The organism is Photobacterium sanguinicancri (genome assembly GCF_024346675.1).
Taxonomy (GTDB): Bacteria; Pseudomonadota; Gammaproteobacteria; order Enterobacterales; family Vibrionaceae; genus Photobacterium; species Photobacterium sanguinicancri.
Window position 1 is genome coordinate 3,346,935 of the sequence record NZ_AP024850.1, and the last position, 16,329, is coordinate 3,363,263.

The 16,329-nt window shown below is 44.1% G+C and carries 15 protein-coding genes; 4 read left to right on the forward strand and 11 right to left on the reverse strand.

Features of this window, described 5'->3' with window-relative positions:
* Window positions 1-79 precede the first annotated feature (79 nt).
* Window positions 80-580: a DUF2780 domain-containing protein gene (locus tag OCU87_RS15310; protein WP_094957225.1), complete on the forward strand. Its 501-nt coding sequence runs from the start codon at window positions 80-82 to the stop codon at window positions 578-580.
* A gap of 114 nt (window positions 581-694) precedes the next feature.
* Here OCU87_RS15310 and OCU87_RS15315 read toward each other — a convergent pair whose 3' ends face one another.
* The 7 genes from OCU87_RS15315 to dusA form a co-directional block, all read right to left on the reverse strand.
* A complete protein-coding gene (locus OCU87_RS15315) occupies window positions 695-1,483 on the reverse strand; it encodes a phosphoadenylyl-sulfate reductase (RefSeq protein WP_062691683.1) in 789 nt (262 codons plus the stop codon).
* Window positions 1,476-3,167: an assimilatory sulfite reductase (NADPH) hemoprotein subunit gene (gene cysI, locus OCU87_RS15320; protein ID WP_261857513.1), complete on the reverse strand. Its 1,692-nt coding sequence runs from the start codon at window positions 3,165-3,167 to the stop codon at window positions 1,476-1,478. The genes OCU87_RS15315 and cysI overlap by 8 nt, the downstream gene beginning before the upstream one ends.
* Window positions 3,167-4,984 (reverse strand): assimilatory sulfite reductase (NADPH) flavoprotein subunit, encoded by a 1,818-nt coding sequence (locus OCU87_RS15325; protein ID WP_261857514.1) that lies wholly within the window; start codon window positions 4,982-4,984, stop codon window positions 3,167-3,169. The genes cysI and OCU87_RS15325 overlap by 1 nt, the downstream gene beginning before the upstream one ends.
* Window positions 4,985-5,128: 144 nt before the next feature.
* Entirely contained in the window at window positions 5,129-5,362 is a 234-nt protein-coding gene (locus tag OCU87_RS15330) for a hypothetical protein (RefSeq protein ID WP_062691681.1), read from the reverse strand.
* 149 nt (window positions 5,363-5,511) lie between these two features.
* Window positions 5,512-6,159, reverse strand: a complete 648-nt coding sequence (locus tag OCU87_RS15335; protein ID WP_062691679.1) for a TIGR04219 family outer membrane beta-barrel protein — start codon at window positions 6,157-6,159, stop codon at window positions 5,512-5,514.
* Window positions 6,160-6,310: 151 nt separating this feature from the next.
* Window positions 6,311-6,547, reverse strand: coding sequence for an envelope stress response protein PspG (pspG, locus tag OCU87_RS15340; protein WP_062691677.1), 237 nt, complete (start codon window positions 6,545-6,547; stop codon window positions 6,311-6,313).
* Between the two features lie 246 nt (window positions 6,548-6,793).
* The gene (dusA, locus tag OCU87_RS15345; RefSeq protein WP_239928787.1) at window positions 6,794-7,741 is read right to left on the reverse strand and encodes a tRNA dihydrouridine(20/20a) synthase DusA; all 948 of its coding nucleotides are present in this window, start codon (window positions 7,739-7,741) and stop codon (window positions 6,794-6,796) included.
* 1,006 nt (window positions 7,742-8,747) lie between these two features.
* Between dusA and zur the strand changes: the two genes are divergently transcribed.
* Together zur and OCU87_RS15355 are read left to right on the forward strand one after the other, a co-directional pair.
* Entirely contained in the window at window positions 8,748-9,197 is a 450-nt protein-coding gene (gene zur, locus OCU87_RS15350) for a zinc uptake transcriptional repressor Zur (RefSeq protein WP_062691676.1), read from the forward strand.
* Window positions 9,198-9,225: 28 nt separating this feature from the next.
* Window positions 9,226-9,687, forward strand: coding sequence for a chemotaxis protein CheX (locus OCU87_RS15355; protein ID WP_048900367.1), 462 nt, complete (start codon window positions 9,226-9,228; stop codon window positions 9,685-9,687).
* Between the two features lie 173 nt (window positions 9,688-9,860).
* On the opposite strand, the gene OCU87_RS15360 is transcribed toward OCU87_RS15355, so the two are convergent.
* A complete protein-coding gene (locus OCU87_RS15360; RefSeq protein ID WP_083541006.1) occupies window positions 9,861-11,255 on the reverse strand; it encodes an SPFH domain-containing protein in 1,395 nt (464 codons plus the stop codon).
* 305 nt (window positions 11,256-11,560) lie between these two features.
* On the reverse strand, window positions 11,561-13,213 hold the full coding sequence (pgi, locus tag OCU87_RS15365) for a glucose-6-phosphate isomerase (RefSeq protein WP_261857515.1): 1,653 nt from the start codon (window positions 13,211-13,213) through the stop codon (window positions 11,561-11,563).
* 276 nt (window positions 13,214-13,489) lie between these two features.
* Here pgi and OCU87_RS15370 point away from each other — a divergent pair, with 276 nt between their 5' ends.
* The gene (locus tag OCU87_RS15370; RefSeq protein WP_062691672.1) at window positions 13,490-13,909 is read left to right on the forward strand and encodes a secondary thiamine-phosphate synthase enzyme YjbQ; all 420 of its coding nucleotides are present in this window, start codon (window positions 13,490-13,492) and stop codon (window positions 13,907-13,909) included.
* Between the two features lie 46 nt (window positions 13,910-13,955).
* Here the strand turns inward: OCU87_RS15370 and OCU87_RS15375 are convergent, their stop codons facing one another.
* On the reverse strand, window positions 13,956-15,206 hold the full coding sequence (locus OCU87_RS15375) for a BamA/TamA family outer membrane protein (RefSeq protein ID WP_261857516.1): 1,251 nt from the start codon (window positions 15,204-15,206) through the stop codon (window positions 13,956-13,958).
* Window positions 15,207-15,236: 30 nt separating this feature from the next.
* Complete coding sequence (gene alr, locus OCU87_RS15380) at window positions 15,237-16,316, reverse strand: alanine racemase (protein ID WP_062691668.1); 1,080 nt, start codon at window positions 16,314-16,316, stop codon at window positions 15,237-15,239.
* Between the last annotated feature and the right edge of the window lie 13 nt (window positions 16,317-16,329).

Below are 16,329 nucleotides of genomic sequence, written 5' to 3' on the forward strand. Positions count from 1 at the left end.
CTACGTTGCTGAGCATAAAAGTATTTCATCCCATTGAGATACCTCTACGCTCCTAGCCTTGGTTAAATAGGAGAAAGCCATGAAGTCATTTGCCTCACGAAGTCACCTTTTCAGCACTGTGCTGACATTATTTGCCTGCCTCAGTTTCAGTACCGCCGCTAACGCGTTCAGTTTTTCCGATCTGTTTGGTGGTGAAGATGAAAAAACAGAAGCCGCCAGTGAAGTATTAAGTAACCCTTTAACTGATATGCTAACCAGCCAACTCGGGATCAGTAATGAACAAGCAGCCGGTGGCGCAGGTGCATTGTTATCACTCGCAAGTAAACAACTGACAGGCGATCAGGCTAGCGAACTCACCAACATGATCCCAGGGGCTGAAGGCTTAGCCGATTCACTTCCCGCCGGGCTTGGCAGTATGATCACCAATGCGGATAGCTTAAATAAAGTCTTTGCCACCCTAGGCATGGACCCGAGTATGGTCAGCCAATTCATTCCCGTCGTCATGCAATTCATGGGCGACCAAGGAGCCAGTGCAGGCCTGATGGAAGCTGTCGGAAAAATATGGAACCCAGCGAGCTAAAATAAACATGTAAATTGCAATACCACTTTTTAGCGCCGCATAGCATACAGGGTAGCCAAAGCTACCCTGTCAGAGTCTTGTAAACATTGAAAATAAGAAGGTTTAGTCTACCAACTAAATACCTGAACCATCGGATTCCGCATCATCTTCATGTAGTCCACATTCACGCTTTAGCCCAAAGAAACGGGTTTCTTCTTCTTTCATACCTGGCTCCCACTTCTGAGTTGTATGCACATCGCCTACCGACATATAACCTTGTTCATATAGCGGGTGATAAGGCAACTTATGATCAACTAGGTATGCATCTACATCATCATTACTCCAATCAATCAGAGGGAGAAATTTAAACACCCCATTTTGAATCGCAAGGACTGGCAACGAAGATCGAGAACTTGACTGTGCACGACGTAAGCCAGAAAACCACGTCCCAACTTGAAGTTCATCAAGTGCGCGACGCATCGGTTCAACTTTATTCAATCGATTGTAAAGCTTAATTCCTTCGACACCTTGCTCCCATAACTTACCATAACGAGCCTCTTGCCAAGCAGGTGTCAGTGGCGAACGGTAAACTTGAACATTCAATGACAAACGCTCTTTAAGCTCATCAATAAACAGATACGTTTCAGGGAATAAGTAGCCCGTGTCAGTCAAAATAACCGAGATATCCGCCTTTACTTTGGTCACTAAATGCAACATAACCGCCGATTGCACACCAAAACTAGAGGCTAACGCAAAATCACCTTGAAGGTGCTCAAGCGCCCAACGAACACGCTCTTCAGCCGATAGCACTTCAAGTTCAGCATTGATTTGAGCCAACTGAAGTATTTGATCGACCTTATTTAAAGCCAATAAATCCTGTAGCTGCCAACGTACAGGCAACACGGCAGTGGTTGAATTAGGCATAGAAATCCCTCTTGGATACTAATACTGGCTCAATAATGCCAGCACGGATCGTAAAATCACCAAAGCCTTCATTTTCTTCACGCTCTCGTGCCCAGCGCCCCACTAACTCATCAATATCGGCAAGTATCTGAGCTACGCTAATATTTTCTTTGTACATTTTCGGCACGCGGGTGCCGTTACGATTGCCGCCAAGGTGCAAGTTGTAACGTCCTGGCGCTTTTCCGACTAAGCCAATCTCAGCCAACATGGCACGGCCACAGCCATTAGGACAGCCCGTCACTCGAGTAATGATATTTTCGCTAGCGCCAAGTTGATGCTTCGCTAAAATACCTTCAATATCCGTCACAAAATCCGGTAAAAAGCGTTCGGCTTCTGCCATGGCTAATGGACAGGTAGGCAATGACACACATGCCATTGAATTTTTACGTTGCTCGGTTACGCCATCATCAATCAAACCATGATCACGCGCGATCCTTTCGATCCTTTCTTTTTCCGCAGCAGGTACACCAGCCACAATAACATTTTGATTTGCCGTCATACGAAAATCACCTTTATGGATTTTCGCAATTTCTGCCATACCTGTTTTTAGTGGTTTATTAGGAAAGTCGAGTAAACGACCATTTTCAATAAACAGCGCTAAATGGTGTTTACCATCAATGCCTTCTACCCAACCAATCCGGTCACCGCGATCAGTGAACTCGTACGGGCGACTCGTTGCAAACTCGACGCCTGCACGCTTTTCTACTTCCGCTTTAAATACATCAGAGCCGACACGATCCAGCGTATACTTAGTTTTGGCATTTTTGCGATTAGAGCGATTACCCCAGTCACGCTGGGTAGTCACCACCGCCTCGGCCACTGCAATCGTCTTATCTAAAGAAATAAAACCAAAATCATCAGCACGGCGTGGATATGTCGATTTATCACCATGTGTCATAGCAAGGCCACCGCCCACCAGCACATTAAAGCCGATTAACTTACCTTCATCGGCAATCGCGACAAAGTTGAGATCATTGGCATGGACATCCACATCGTTTTGCGGCGGAATAACCACGGTCGTTTTAAACTTACGCGGTAGGTAAGTACTGCCTAAAATTGGCTCTTCGTCCGTCGTTTCCAGCTTTTCACCATCTAACCAAATCTCAGCATAAGCCCTTGTTTTTGGCAGTAAATGCTCACTTATTTTCTTTGCCCACTCATAGGCTTCTTGGTGTAGCTCTGATTCAACAGGATTGGTGGTACACAGCACATTACGGTTTACATCACCCGCCGTTGCAATCGAATCAATTCCGATTTTATTTAGCGTCTGATGCATTAACTTAATGTTGGGTTTTAATACCCCGTGAAACTGAAAGGTTTGGCGGGTGGTTAAACGAATACTGCCGTAAATACTGTGGTCCGCGGCAAATTTATCAATCGCCAGCCATTGTGTAGGGGTGATAATCCCCCCCGGCATACGCGCGCGTAACATCACATTTTGTAACGGTTCCAGCTTCTGCTTGGCACGTTCAGCGCGAATATCACGGTCATCTTGCTGATACATGCCGTGAAAACGGATCAACTGAAAGTTATCACCCTGGAATGCTCCAGTAACTGGGTTTGCTAAGTCTTCAACGATGGTGCCACGTAAGAAATTACTTTCGCGCTTCAGGCGTTCGTTATCTGCTAATTTTTGTTCGCTCATTAGTACACATCCTTTTGATAACGCTGACTCTTACGTAGCTCAGTTAAATACTGTTCGGCTTGCTCTCGGCTTTGTTGGCCGTGGTGTTCAATAATAGTGAGTAACGCTAGATGGACATCTTTTGCCATCTGGTTCGCATCACCACAGACATAAATGTGTGCCCCTTCTTGAAGCCACTGCCATACCTTGGCACCTTGCTCTAATAAGCGATGCTGCACATAAACTTTTTCTGCTTGATCACGACTAAAGGCTACATCGAGTTGATCAATCACACCGGCTTTCAAGTATTTCTGCCACTCGACTTGATAGAGGAAGTCTTCTGTGAAAGTGCGATCACCAAAGAATAACCAGCTTTTACCGCTTGCTTCGCGGTTTTCTCGCTCTTGTACAAACGCACGGAAAGGTGCAATACCGGTGCCCGGCCCTACCATAATGATGGAAGTATCATCATTTTCAGGCAGTTTGAAATGCTTATTCGCTTCTACGAAGACACGAACATTTTCACCTTCTTCAAGGCGGTGAGATAAGAAGCTCGAAGCGCCACCTTGTCGGGTTTCCTCACCTTGCTGATATTCAACAACCCCAACGGTTAAATGCACTTCTTCACCGACTTCTTGTTGGCTAGAGGCAATAGAATAAAGACGAGGAGTAAGGCGACGTAGTAACCCTTGTAGTTGCTCTGCAGTTAGTTTGGTTTTCTTTTCAGCTAGTACATCCAATACTTGAGTATTACCCGCATAGGCACGTAACTTATCTTTATCAGACAGTAACTTTTCTAATTTTTTACTGCCTGACAACGAGGCATATTGGGTGACTAACTGAGGGTTGGCATTGGTAATTTCATAATGCTTCGTTAATGCCTCTAACAGCACTAATGAAACGCCATCAACATCGACTTGAGTCTTTTCTGTCAATCCAACTTGGGCTATCACTCTGGCGGCGAGGGCTGGATCATTGTCATACCACACCCCGAGCGCATCACCAGGCTGATAAGTTAGCCCTGAACCTTCAAGGTCAATCTCAATATGACGAACATCTTTGCCCGAATTACGCCCAGTGATTTTCTGGCTGCTAAGTAATGCCGCGTCATACGGATTCTGTTTAGTATATTGCGACACCGATGCTTGGCTTTGCCCGACAGGCAACTGCACCACTTCAGCCTCACCCGTTGAAAGCGTTTGCTGAACAATTTCTAGTGCAGATGCACGCCATTGCGCTGCCTGCGCTTCATAATCAACATCACAATCGAGGCGTTCAAGTACTGATTCCGCCCCCAGTTTGTTTAAGTAACTATCGAAGTCTTTGGCAGTTTGACAGAAGAATTCATAGCTAGAATCACCCAGTCCAATCACCGCATATTTCAGGTGAGATAAATTCGGGGCTTTCTTCGACTGCAAAAACTCATGTAATTCAATCGCATCATCTGGCGCTTCACCTTCACCATGAGTAGAAGCAATAATAATAAGATGCGTAGCTTTTGCTAAATTTTTACCTTTGTAATCACCCGCAGAGAATACTTCGGCATGAATACCCGCAGCATCCGCTTCGGCATGCAAGGTTTCTGCAAGCCCCTTCGCATTACCGGTTTGAGAGGCATAAATGATGGTTAGCTTACCAACAGGTTGGCTTGCAACAGCGGCAATAGAATGGCTCTCAGCTTGTGGCTGCGCGGTGGGTTGCGTTTGGCTTAACCCCCAAAAGTAACCACTGATCCACGCCATCTGTTGAGATGACAATTCTGATGTAGCCTGTTGAAGTTGATCTATTTGTTGATCATTGAGTGGGCTGGCTAAGGCCGACAGTTCCTTGAGTACCATGACACGACGTTCCCTATACATTGCGTAAGGTTAGATTAGCCACTCAATGAAATAACAAGAAAGAATAGATAAGAATGTTTTATAACTTTTAGTAAGGTTGAGTGCCGCCGTAACACCTCACCTATCATAAGAAAGAAAGGAAATTTAAAAGTTATCGGCGATACGCACTTGGTGAAAACCCACTTCAAACGCACGCTCACTCGCGGTATCAATATCTTGATAACACTGTTCGCTACCCGCACCATCCGTTAGTGGAACAAAGCCACCCCGGCGATGACGAAACTCAACGATCCAGCCCCCTTCTTGAATCGAAGGTTCAACAACCGCCTCAACTAAGTCGCTACGTGCATATAAGCCCTGCAGTTCCGTTAATGTCATAAGCCTGACTCCTGATAACTCAGTCATCTATTAAAAATGGTACATAATTGAGAAAACAGGCAACAAAAAAGCCACGATAATCGTGGCTTTCAATTTATAGGATATTTCCCTAAGGCTTTTCGTACAAACTTACAAGGTAAGTGTAACGATTAGATGTCTACTTCAACACCTAGGAACCAACCGTCATTCTTCACTTTTACAGAGTTGTAACCGTTAATGAATGCAAAGTCATGATCCATCACGCGGTAGCCCGCACGAAGGTTTAGATCAACAAGTAGAGGAATGGTCCATTTAACACCAATTTGTGCATCAACGGTTTTCGTATCGTCGTATGTACCGTATGTCAGATCACCAAACGCAGAAACTGGCGTCATTGGGATACCGATTTCACCTGCACCGTAAACTGCTGGCTGCCATTCACTGAATGATTGACCCGCAAACTTACCGGCGTTGAATTTAGACATCACCACACCAAGATCCAGTGCAACTGCGTCGTTGTCTAGAATTTCGTAGTATGCTGTGTAATCCATTTGGTTGAAAGACACAGTGCCATTATCAACTTCGCTGTAACGAATACGAGCATTCGGAACTAATGGGATGAAGTGCTCAAACGCAATATGGAACGAACCCATTGTTTTATCATCTGCATCTTTAGAAAAAGAACCAGCTTCAGTTTTACCGCTTGTTAACCATGCATCAGCACCTACTTTTACACCAAGAAGGGTAGCTGCTTGTGCTGGCATTGCCGCTGCAAATGCTACAGCAGCTGCCGCTGCTGTAAGAGTAAATTTGTTCATGCAGAGTCTCCGCTCTTATTTTGTATAAAATTCGGGCGAGACTATACCAGATGCTGTACAAAATGACCCCATTTGATTTGTTAAACAATGCCTTCTATACAAAAAATAACACTCTCTTGACGTAACTTATAACCTGAGTAAAAACTCAATTTTAACGTCGGTAATTCATGCGGCTACGGTGTAATTTATCAGCCTTATGCTCACGGTAAAACCATACACCTAAGGCTATAACAATAAGCCAAGGGAGTAGCTTAAACATCACACCTAACATCCCAATAACCGCCATAACAGCAAAGCCTGCTGCCACCGCTAAGAACATCCCCAACATGCTGATACCTGTAAATATCAGCACCATCGCAAATGTGAATAGAAATAAAATCTCGACCATACGTCCCCCTCAAATTCCAAATTATGCAGACATTCAATAACCGCTTTATATCGGCAACGTCTGCTTAATTACTGTATTCATCATTCATCACTACCATCTAAACTGCACAAACTGCGCCACTTCCACACACTAAAATAAAACCTATATAATCAATAGGATAAGCCGCAATCAAAAAAAAGAGCGAGGGCTTTTCGCCTATCGCTCTTTTAAATGTGGTCAATTTTACCAATAGATTAGTTAAATCAACTAAACATCCAATTCCGCTGGAATTTTTGCTACCGCTTGCTGTAACACTTCAATACCAGCACCCGCTTTATGTGCATTTTCGCTAATGTGACGACGCCACTGACGCGCACCCGGCAAGCCTTGGAATAAACCCAGCATATGGCGAGAGATATGGCCAAGGTACGAACCATTAGCAAGTTGACGTTCAATATATGGGTACATAGCTTCAACCAGTTCACGCTGCTTGATAATCGGCTTAGTACTACCAAATAAGCGTTGATCCACTTGCGCCATGATATAGGGATTTTGGTATGCCTCACGACCTACCATCACACCGTCAAGATGCTTTAAATGCTCATCCATCTCATCAAACGTCTTAATGCCGCCATTCAGCGCCATTTTAAGATGAGGGAAGTCTTGTTTTAATTGATAGACTCGCGGGTAATCCAACGGTGGAATTTCACGGTTTTCTTTCGGGCTTAACCCCTTTAGCCATGCTTTACGCGCATGAATAGTAAAGTCGTCACAACCACTTTTCTCAGAAACCGTCGAAATAAAGTGGGTCAAAAATTCATAAGAATCTTGCTCATCAATACCGATACGCGTTTTCACCGTAACAGGAATATCAACGACTTCACGCATTGCGGCAATACTCTGTGCCACTAAGTCAGCCTCACCCATCAAGCAAGCACCAAACATTCCGTTTTGCACTCGATCTGAAGGGCAACCTACATTCAGGTTTATTTCATCGTAACCACGCTCTTGCGCCAATTTAGCACAACGCGCCAAGTCAGCAGGGTTTGAGCCCCCTAGCTGCAGCGCAAGTGGGTGCTCTTCTTCGTTATACGCAAGAAAATCACCCTTACCGTGAATAATCGCACCCGTTGTGACCATTTCGGTATAAAGCAATGCATGGTCACTCATTAAACGGTGAAAATAACGGCAATGACGGTCAGTCCAATCGAGCATAGGCGCGACAGAGAAACGACACGAAGGAAACTCCTCCTTATGTGTAAGTTCTGTATGTAAATCGTCGCAACTCGCAACAGCACTGTTTGGCATTAGATAACCTCGTTAATCACCATTATTACGTTCTCCCACTCGATACAAACAAAGAGTGAAAAATGACCACGAATTCTACCTTATTCACCCCTGTTTCCCAATTGGATTTATTTGCACGGCCATAAAGCCCTCATAACAGCTATCAACGCATTAATTCCAGCTCAAAATAGAAACTAAAAGTAATATGATAGGCCAAATTCTAAATATCAAATAAAAACATAACCAACTGTTTTAAATGAAGATAAAACCCAAAGACTCCATTGCAAATTAACGGCGTACAGCAAAAATAGCTTTTGGAATATAGCAACCCAAAAGCTGCACAGCCATTATAATAAATATGAATCAATGACTTACAAAAGTCCAAAACACACAACTTTAAGAAGGTGTAGCTTTCTACTGAACATTCTACCTTTTGCTGTACAAGCGAAAACTATCAATTGAAATCTTCCCTCAAAGAACAAAGAACATAATGTAACTTTCAACTTTAACATAAGCACCTGAAATATAATGACAAAAAACAAACCGTACAGCTCTTTTAGATTTTGCACAATAATAACCCAAAAGCTGCACAAGCCATTAAAAACCATAATATCAACGACTTAAATCAGTAAACACTCTACCCACTCACCAATGGACACAAAAAAGCGGAAAAAAGACAACAAAGCTGTACATGATGCATATTTGGGACAAAAGTGGGCTAACTTAGAGGACATAGTGCGATTTATTGGAAATAAACCTTCGCGCAGTAAAGAAAAATGGAAAGAGTGCCGCTATATAGACGTAACTAGCGATAATAATTTGTGATCAGAAACACAAAAAATCCTCATCTTCCAATCAGGAACTTTTTGTTCTGAGATACCTTTATTATTAGCTGTGGTAAACTACAGGTCCTACCGCTGTTATTTGAGGTTATATGGCAAGCCAAGCACAACTGTTGCTTCAAGCACAACAACTTTGTGAGCAACGAGGTGTACGCTTAACGCCTCAGCGTTTGAAAGTTCTCGTTCTTATTGTTGAGCATCGTCGCTCGATCAGTGCCTATGAGTTGCTAGATTTACTAAAAGTAACGGAACCACAAGCGAAGCCACCTACAGTTTATCGAGCGTTAGACTTTCTCATGGCTCAAGGCTTTATCCATAAAGTCGAGTCGACCAATAGCTATATTGCTTGTTGCTTGCTTGGTCATGCCGAGCATTGTTCACAGCTATTGATCTGTGATGAGTGTGGCTCAGTAGATGAATGTCATGATGAAGAGCTGGCAAAATTATTACGTATTAAAGCTGATTCTCATGGATTTAAAATCGCTCACCATGTGGTAGAAAGCCATGGTATTTGCAAAGACTGTCAGAGCGATCAGCAGTAACCTTTAATTAAAGAATAATAACGTCATTATGCGCGCAGAATTCGTAAATCCTTTTTTAGCATCATTGCTAAACGTATTAAAAACAATGGCATCGATGGAGCTTGCTCCTCAAAAGCCTCGTTTAAAAAAAGATGAAGTAGCCCGAGGTGATGTCTCTGGGTTAATCGGTATGGTTGGCCCGACGACAAAGGGATCTATGTCGATCACTTTTGATGAAGGCTTAGCCCTTGAAATCATGCAGCGTATGCTGGGTGAGCGCCCTAACGGTATCAATGAAGAAGTCACTGATATGGTGGGTGAAATTACCAATATGGTCACGGGTGGTGCTAAACGTATCCTATCCGACAAAGGCTATGAGTTTGATATGGCAACACCAGCAGTTGTTTCTGGTCGCGGCCACACTATTACGCACAAGTGTGATGGCGCAATCATTATCATGCCATTTGATTCTGAGCACGGAAAAGCATTCATCGAAATCTGCTTCGATTAATATTATGCCTACCGCAGCGACGATATTAGAACACCAGTCAGAGTCTCTGACTGGTGTTTAATACTGCCTAAATTTCACAAATACCCTCATATCACCCCAAGCAAGCTTTCCTAACTATACCTCTACCGATATATTTACTCACTCAGGCTGATATCAAACAAGCATCGTCACGATTAGTTCTGTTTCTCATCCGTTAGTTTTTGCGTTTTATCCAATATGCCTAACGCCCCAAAACCAGTGATCACATCTAAGTTCGTGGTTAGCTTGCCACCATTACCACCACCAAAGTAGTTCTTAGGCATCTCAACTTGGTAGTTTTTCAAGTTATTGTATAACGCTGTAGAAACATCACGATTAAGCTCAGCTAAGTACACATCACGGTTCGCACCATAGGCATCGTATTTCGCTTTTAATACCACAGCCTCAGCTCGGCCTTTTGCCAGAATCGCTTTCGCTTCATATTCTGCCGATAATGCATTGGCTTTTTGAATGGCTAAGTTCGCCTCAGCAATCGCCAACTCTTTCTCTTTATCGACTTCCGCTAAGCGTTTTTTCTTTTCAACTTCAACGATTTCACGTTCTGCAATTTGACGAGCAATTTCCACTTCTTTTTGCTGTGAGATTATCGCTAATTCTTTATTACGCTGAGCATCTTGTACTTCACGAGTACGCTGAATTTCTTTACGCAACTGCTCGGTTTCAGCTTGCGCTTTTGATGTTTCTTGTTCTTGGATAGCACGAATTCGATCAGCAACTAAACGCTTTTTATCCATCAACAATTTGTTTAATTGCTCTTCTGGCGATGGATCGCCAATCGTCACCTGTGTCACCGCGATACCATACTGCTGTAGCGGGTTATCTTGACGTTTGAGGTTACCATCGGCATCAAACACAGGAACTGTTTTCCATACTAACTGCTGTGTGCGTTGCAACTTATTGGAGTTAGACTGATTCACCCCTACAGGCGCAAGATCGATCTGCTCAACTTCAACTTGTTTACGCTCGGTCATATAAATACCGTCACGAAGTTGATCGCCCAACTGTGTTTTAAACTGATTTAATCCACCTTGGAAGAACTCTTCACCCGTGTACTGCGTGGCTGTAATAACCGTGACATTACGGGCATTCTTTACCAGTAATGCATCAATGAGGTTGCTGTTATTACGAAACTCACGGTGCATCTTAATAACGGCTTCAGGGTTCAACGATAATTTGAATCGGAAGGTAACTGGGATATTTCCAATATAGGTATCAGCAAAACGCGCTTGTATCGCAGGTAGTCGTTGGTAGAAGTCTTCGCCTGTCGTATTACCGTAAGATACAGTGATCACTTGATCGTACTTGGTGATTTTCGACAAGAATGGCATACGAAAATGAATACCGGGCTCACTAAATACATCTAATTCGCCCGTCAGGTTATTCTGGTGCACATAGGTATACCCAGCATCCGTCATCAGCACCGAATTATTAAACAACCCGAAGATGGCAGCCGCTCCCAATACGCCAGCCACAACAGGAACTGACACTTTCTTTTTCAAATTACCTGCTAGCTGAGTTTTCATATCCATTGTATCGTCCTTTATTTCCATAATTACCCACTCGTTTATGATGCCACTTGTCACAGCCTTCCTTGATATAAAAGGCTGGAAACAGTTCTAAAAATCACTATTTACCAACGCGTTAGCACATGCATTATTTTCATTATCTTATCAACCCAGCATTGTAAGCATTTTAGAGCTTTTATGACACAAAAATAAAACGACGTACAATTGATGGGGTCCACAATAAATATATGGCGATATAAAATAGAGATATAAAAAAACGCGACCATTGGCCGCGTTCTAATTTTACAAATAATTTCTAATCGAAAGGCTTATTTAGCCCATGATTTAAATTGGTTGATCAGACCATTAGTTGAACTATCGTGGCTAACCACAGCTTCGCTATTGGTTAGTTCAGGCAGAATTTGATTTGCTAATTGCTTACCTAACTCAACGCCCCACTGATCAAAGCTGAAGATGTTCCAGATAACACCCTGTGCAAAGATTTTGTGTTCATACATTGCAATCAAAGAACCCAATACGCGAGGTGTCACTTGCTTAACAAGAATGGAGTTCGTTGGACGGTTACCTTCAAACACTTTAAATGACACTAAATCTTTCACGTCATCCAGTGATTTACCAGCGGCTACAAATTCAGCTTCAACTTGTTCTTTGCTCTTACCAAACGCCAGTGCTTCAGTTTGGGCGAAGAAGTTTGCCATTAGTTTCGGATGGTGATCGCTGATTGGATTGTGGCTCACTGCTGGCGCAATAAAATCACAAGGAATTAGCTTAGTACCTTGGTGGATTAGCTGGTAGAAAGCATGTTGGCCGTTAGTACCCGGCTCACCCCAAATGATAGGACCTGTTTGGTAATCAACTGGGTTGCCACCACGATCGACGCATTTACCGTTCGATTCCATGTTACCTTGCTGGAAGTATGCAGCAAAGCGGTGCATGTACTGATCGTAAGGCAGGATAGCTTCAGATTCAGCACCGTGGAAGTTGTTGTACCAAATACCGATTAACGCCAAGATAACTGGGATATTTTGCTCTGCAGGTGTTTCTGCAAAGTGTTTATCCATTGCATGAGCACCTTCTAATAACTCAACAAAGTTATCAAAGCCAACCGCTAACGAAATAGATAAACCGATCGCTGAACATAGCGAGTAACGACCACCAACCCAATCCCAGAATTCGAACATGTTGTCGGTATCAATACCAAACTCAGCAACAGAAGTTGCATTAGTTGATAGAGCCGCAAAGTGCTTAGCTACATGTGCTGAATCTTGCGCTGTTGCTAGGAACCAATCACGAGCAGAGTGCGCATTGGTCATCGTTTCTTGCGTTGTAAATGTTTTCGACGCAATCAGGAATAGTGTTGTTTCAGGGTTTAAACCTTTTAATGTTTCCGCAATGTGCGTGCCATCAACGTTTGAGACAAAGTGCATGTTCAAGCGTGTTTTGTATGCCGCAAGCGCTTCAGCCACCATGTATGGGCCTAAGTCTGAACCACCGATACCAATGTTCACCACGTCGGTAATTTCTTTACCTGTGTAGCCTTTCCATTCACCATCAACGATACGTGCCGTGAAAGCTTTCATCTTATCCAGAACCGCATTAACACCTGGCATTACGTCTTGGCCATCAACCATGATCGGGGGATTGCTACGGTTGCGCAATGCCGCGTGTAGTACCGCACGATCTTCAGTTTGGTTGATTTTCTCACCGCTGAATAGTTCGGCAATCGCCGCTTTCAGCTCAGTTTGATCAGCAAGATCGAACAACTTCGCTAGCGTTTCTTCTGTGATTAAGTTCTTTGAGTAATCAAGCAGAATATCTGAACCGAACTCGGTAGAAAACTTAGTAAAACGTTCGCTATCGTTAGCAAACAACTCACTCAGTTGTAAATCTTGTGCTTGTTCAAAATGCGCAGTCAGTGCTTGCCACGCAGGCGTTTTTGTTGGATTGATGTTTTTCAACATGGTGAAAATTCCTGATTTTTTTATGTTTAATCCATTAGCTATTCGGTGTGACTCACTAATGGACCCCCGATAAAGTAGAATGTTATAAATATGTAGTCTTGTTCATGACTATCTTTATGTAATATTACAACGTTTCGTCAATTATGACGCTAAGGTATAGCTATCTGCATTGCGTCAGGTCACGAAATTTAAGACTTATCATCATGACCAAATGAAACCAGTTGTCCATTAATCTACCGCTGATTGCACCAGAGCTTTACTACGAAGGCAAGTATTATGTGGTTCCAAAAAATCATTCAACTTTCAGCCCAGTCACGAGGCTTTCATTTAGTGACAACTGAAATTGAGCAACAACTTACAGAATTATCGTCTATTTCGATTGGCCTTGCGCACCTCTTCATTCAACATACATCCGCTAGCCTAACGATTAACGAAAATGCCGACCCGACAGTTCGTCACGATATGGAAGCCCACTTCAATCGCTTTGTCCCTGAGCGTGCGCCGTATTACCAACACACCTATGAAGGCGATGATGATATGCCTGCTCATATTAAAGCGTCTTTACTGGGCAATAGCATTACTCTGCCGATTAATCAGGGTCGTTTTACGCTCGGAACATGGCAAGGTATTTATTTAGGTGAGCACCGTGATCATGGTGGGAAGCGCAGCGTTGTCGTCACAATTCAAGGGCAATAAAAAAGCGAGCACTTAGGCTCGCTTTCACTTGATACTGTCTGTCAGATTAAAATGGCTGGTTCACCATAACGCGGAACATGCTTTCTTCGCTGCCCCAAGCCATTTCCGTCCGAACCACAATACCTTCAACTTGGAAACGAACAGCGCCACCGGCACTCCATTTCATGTCTTTATGCAATTCCAACAAGTTGTACTCATCAGCAACACGTCCTACATCGGCAAAAGCAACCCACTGCCACCAAGGCACGTCATACCAATTGAAAATTGGCCAATCGCCAAGCGGCTGCCAATCAGGTAAGACTCGGTATTCCATGCTGTAGCTCATGGCTGAGCGACCAACATAGCGGTTACTTTGGAAACTACGTAAACGGTATAAACCACCCAGGCTATTAGCCGCAAACTCAGGCGGGCGGTTATAAGTTTCTTGCCCATTAATGGTTTCGGTTTGATTCCATGTCGGGGTATCCGCCGTATAGACATTAAAAGCAAAGACCTGTTGGTCAAGCAATTCCCCCAAAGGGCCCATATCCCAGAACCAACTTTGGCTCGCTTCCCACGTTACCCAGCTTGCGCGATCTGAGCTACCCGGATCGACCGTTAAGGTAAACTGGCTACGACTACCATCTGTTGGGTTACGGCTATTATTGCGGTTATCCCAATCAAGCCGCGTTTCTAAGCCATAGACATGATCGCTATTGTTGGCTTTCGGCTGTTCGGGAAAAAGTGAGCCGTTAGCAAATTGGCGACTTTTATAGAAAGGACGAAACTCAATTGAAGTCACCCCACTTTCCCAGGGCACGCTACCGGTTATTTCGCGGTTCGGACGTAATGCGGCCATTAACCCTTGGGATTTAGCTGCGCCAAACGGCAAGATGTAACGTGCGGTTATGCGGTAATCATCTTCACGGGCATCAGCAATAATGACATCTTCAATCGAGGAATCATTAGAGGTTCCTTCCCCGACAAAGTATTCAAACTTTTTATACGATGCGGAGTACAGCTCAAGACCAAACAACCATCGGCTATCCATTGAAAATGCATAGTTATAGGCACCAAAATATGAAATCCAAGTGCCTTTATCACTCATCAAGCCTGCACCGATCACTGACGCCTGAGGTTGACCTGCACCTTTGATCAGCCCTGCCACACCTACCGATAAGCCCATGGAATCCGTCGAAAAAGCAAAAGGGACAACATTAATATCAGGTTCGTATTCAGGCCATGCTTGCTCGGTTGCTAGAGCCGAGTTCACACTTGCAGCGAACAAAAGACTAAAAGGGATAGCTAACTTTTTCAAAAAAAATCCATTCGATTACTGTGCGCTCGCCTAGATATAGGCCATAGCAACACGCGGTGTTAATTTGGTAACGAGTTCGTAAGCAATAGTACCCACATACTCCGCAACGATTTCAGCAGGTAATCCTTGCCCCCACAAAATCGCTTCATCACCGACTTTATCATTGCATTCAGGCCCAAGATCAACCGTTAGCATGTCCATAGAAACACGCCCAGCCATTGGCACAATACGACCGTTCACTAAAACAGGTGTGCCATTTGGTGCCGAACGTGGATAACCATCACCATAACCAATCGCAATAACACCCACTTTCGTATCTCGTGCGCTTACCCACGTACCGCCATAGCCAACAGCTTCGCCTTTCTTCACATCACGTACTGCAATCAGCGAAGAAGTAAGCGTCATCACGGGCTTCATTGAAAAGGCATCGGCATTACGCTCAGGCTCAACAAACGGTGACACACCGTACATGATAATCCCTGGACGAATCCACTCGAGTTGGCTATCTGGCCACGCTAATGTCCCTGCAGAGGCTGCCAGCGAACGTTCACCCGCACAGCCAGCGGTTAGACTCAAGAAGGTATCCAACTGCTCTGCAGTAACTGAGCTAGCTGAATCATCGGCACAACCAAAGTGACTCATGTAGCGCAGCGGTTTGGCGACATTTTCGCACGCATGCAAGCGAGTCACAAAATCATCAAACTGCTCAGGCCTAACACCTAAGCGGTGCATGCCACTGTCGATTTTAAGCCATACCACAACGGGCATTTCAAGCTCAGCATCTTCAAGCGCAGCCAGTTGTTCAACGCTGTGCACAACGGTATGAATATTATTGGTCACTAAAACAGGCAGATCGGATGCGCTGTAAAAACCTTCCAATAATAAAATAGGCTTAACGACCCCACCCGCTCGCAACGTTAGCGCTTCTTCAATACGCGCAACGCCAAAACCATCAACATCCGCCAAATGTTGTGCGACAGGCAACAGGCCATGACCGTAAGCATTCGCTTTAACCACCGCTAACATTTTACTGTTCGGGGCTTTCTGGCGCAGTTGAGCAATATTATGCTGCAGTGCATCTGTACTGATATAGGCGGTAGCCGCTTTCATCGCGAGTTCCTAG

What these genes read in the sequence shown, in the direction of transcription:
- cysI (WP_261857513.1), bottom strand. Translation starts at nt 3,167, where the DNA reads ATGAGCGAACAAAAATTAGCAGATAACGAACGCCTGAAGCGCGAAAGT.
- OCU87_RS15355 (WP_048900367.1), top strand. Translation starts at nt 9,226, where the DNA reads ATGCGCGCAGAATTCGTAAATCCTTTTTTAGCATCATTGCTAAACGTA.
- OCU87_RS15310 (WP_094957225.1), top strand. Translation starts at nt 80, where the DNA reads ATGAAGTCATTTGCCTCACGAAGTCACCTTTTCAGCACTGTGCTGACA.
- pspG (WP_062691677.1), bottom strand. Translation starts at nt 6,547, where the DNA reads ATGGTCGAGATTTTATTTCTATTCACATTTGCGATGGTGCTGATATTT.
- OCU87_RS15370 (WP_062691672.1), top strand. Translation starts at nt 13,490, where the DNA reads ATGTGGTTCCAAAAAATCATTCAACTTTCAGCCCAGTCACGAGGCTTT.
- OCU87_RS15360 (WP_083541006.1), bottom strand. Translation starts at nt 11,255, where the DNA reads ATGGATATGAAAACTCAGCTAGCAGGTAATTTGAAAAAGAAAGTGTCA.
- OCU87_RS15315 (WP_062691683.1), bottom strand. Translation starts at nt 1,483, where the DNA reads ATGCCTAATTCAACCACTGCCGTGTTGCCTGTACGTTGGCAGCTACAG.
- pgi (WP_261857515.1), bottom strand. Translation starts at nt 13,213, where the DNA reads ATGTTGAAAAACATCAATCCAACAAAAACGCCTGCGTGGCAAGCACTG.
- OCU87_RS15335 (WP_062691679.1), bottom strand. Translation starts at nt 6,159, where the DNA reads ATGAACAAATTTACTCTTACAGCAGCGGCAGCTGCTGTAGCATTTGCA.
- OCU87_RS15325 (WP_261857514.1), bottom strand. Translation starts at nt 4,984, where the DNA reads ATGGTACTCAAGGAACTGTCGGCCTTAGCCAGCCCACTCAATGATCAA.
- zur (WP_062691676.1), top strand. Translation starts at nt 8,748, where the DNA reads ATGGCAAGCCAAGCACAACTGTTGCTTCAAGCACAACAACTTTGTGAG.
- OCU87_RS15330 (WP_062691681.1), bottom strand. Translation starts at nt 5,362, where the DNA reads ATGACATTAACGGAACTGCAGGGCTTATATGCACGTAGCGACTTAGTT.
- alr (WP_062691668.1), bottom strand. Translation starts at nt 16,316, where the DNA reads ATGAAAGCGGCTACCGCCTATATCAGTACAGATGCACTGCAGCATAAT.
- dusA (WP_239928787.1), bottom strand. Translation starts at nt 7,741, where the DNA reads ATGCTCGATTGGACTGACCGTCATTGCCGTTATTTTCACCGTTTAATG.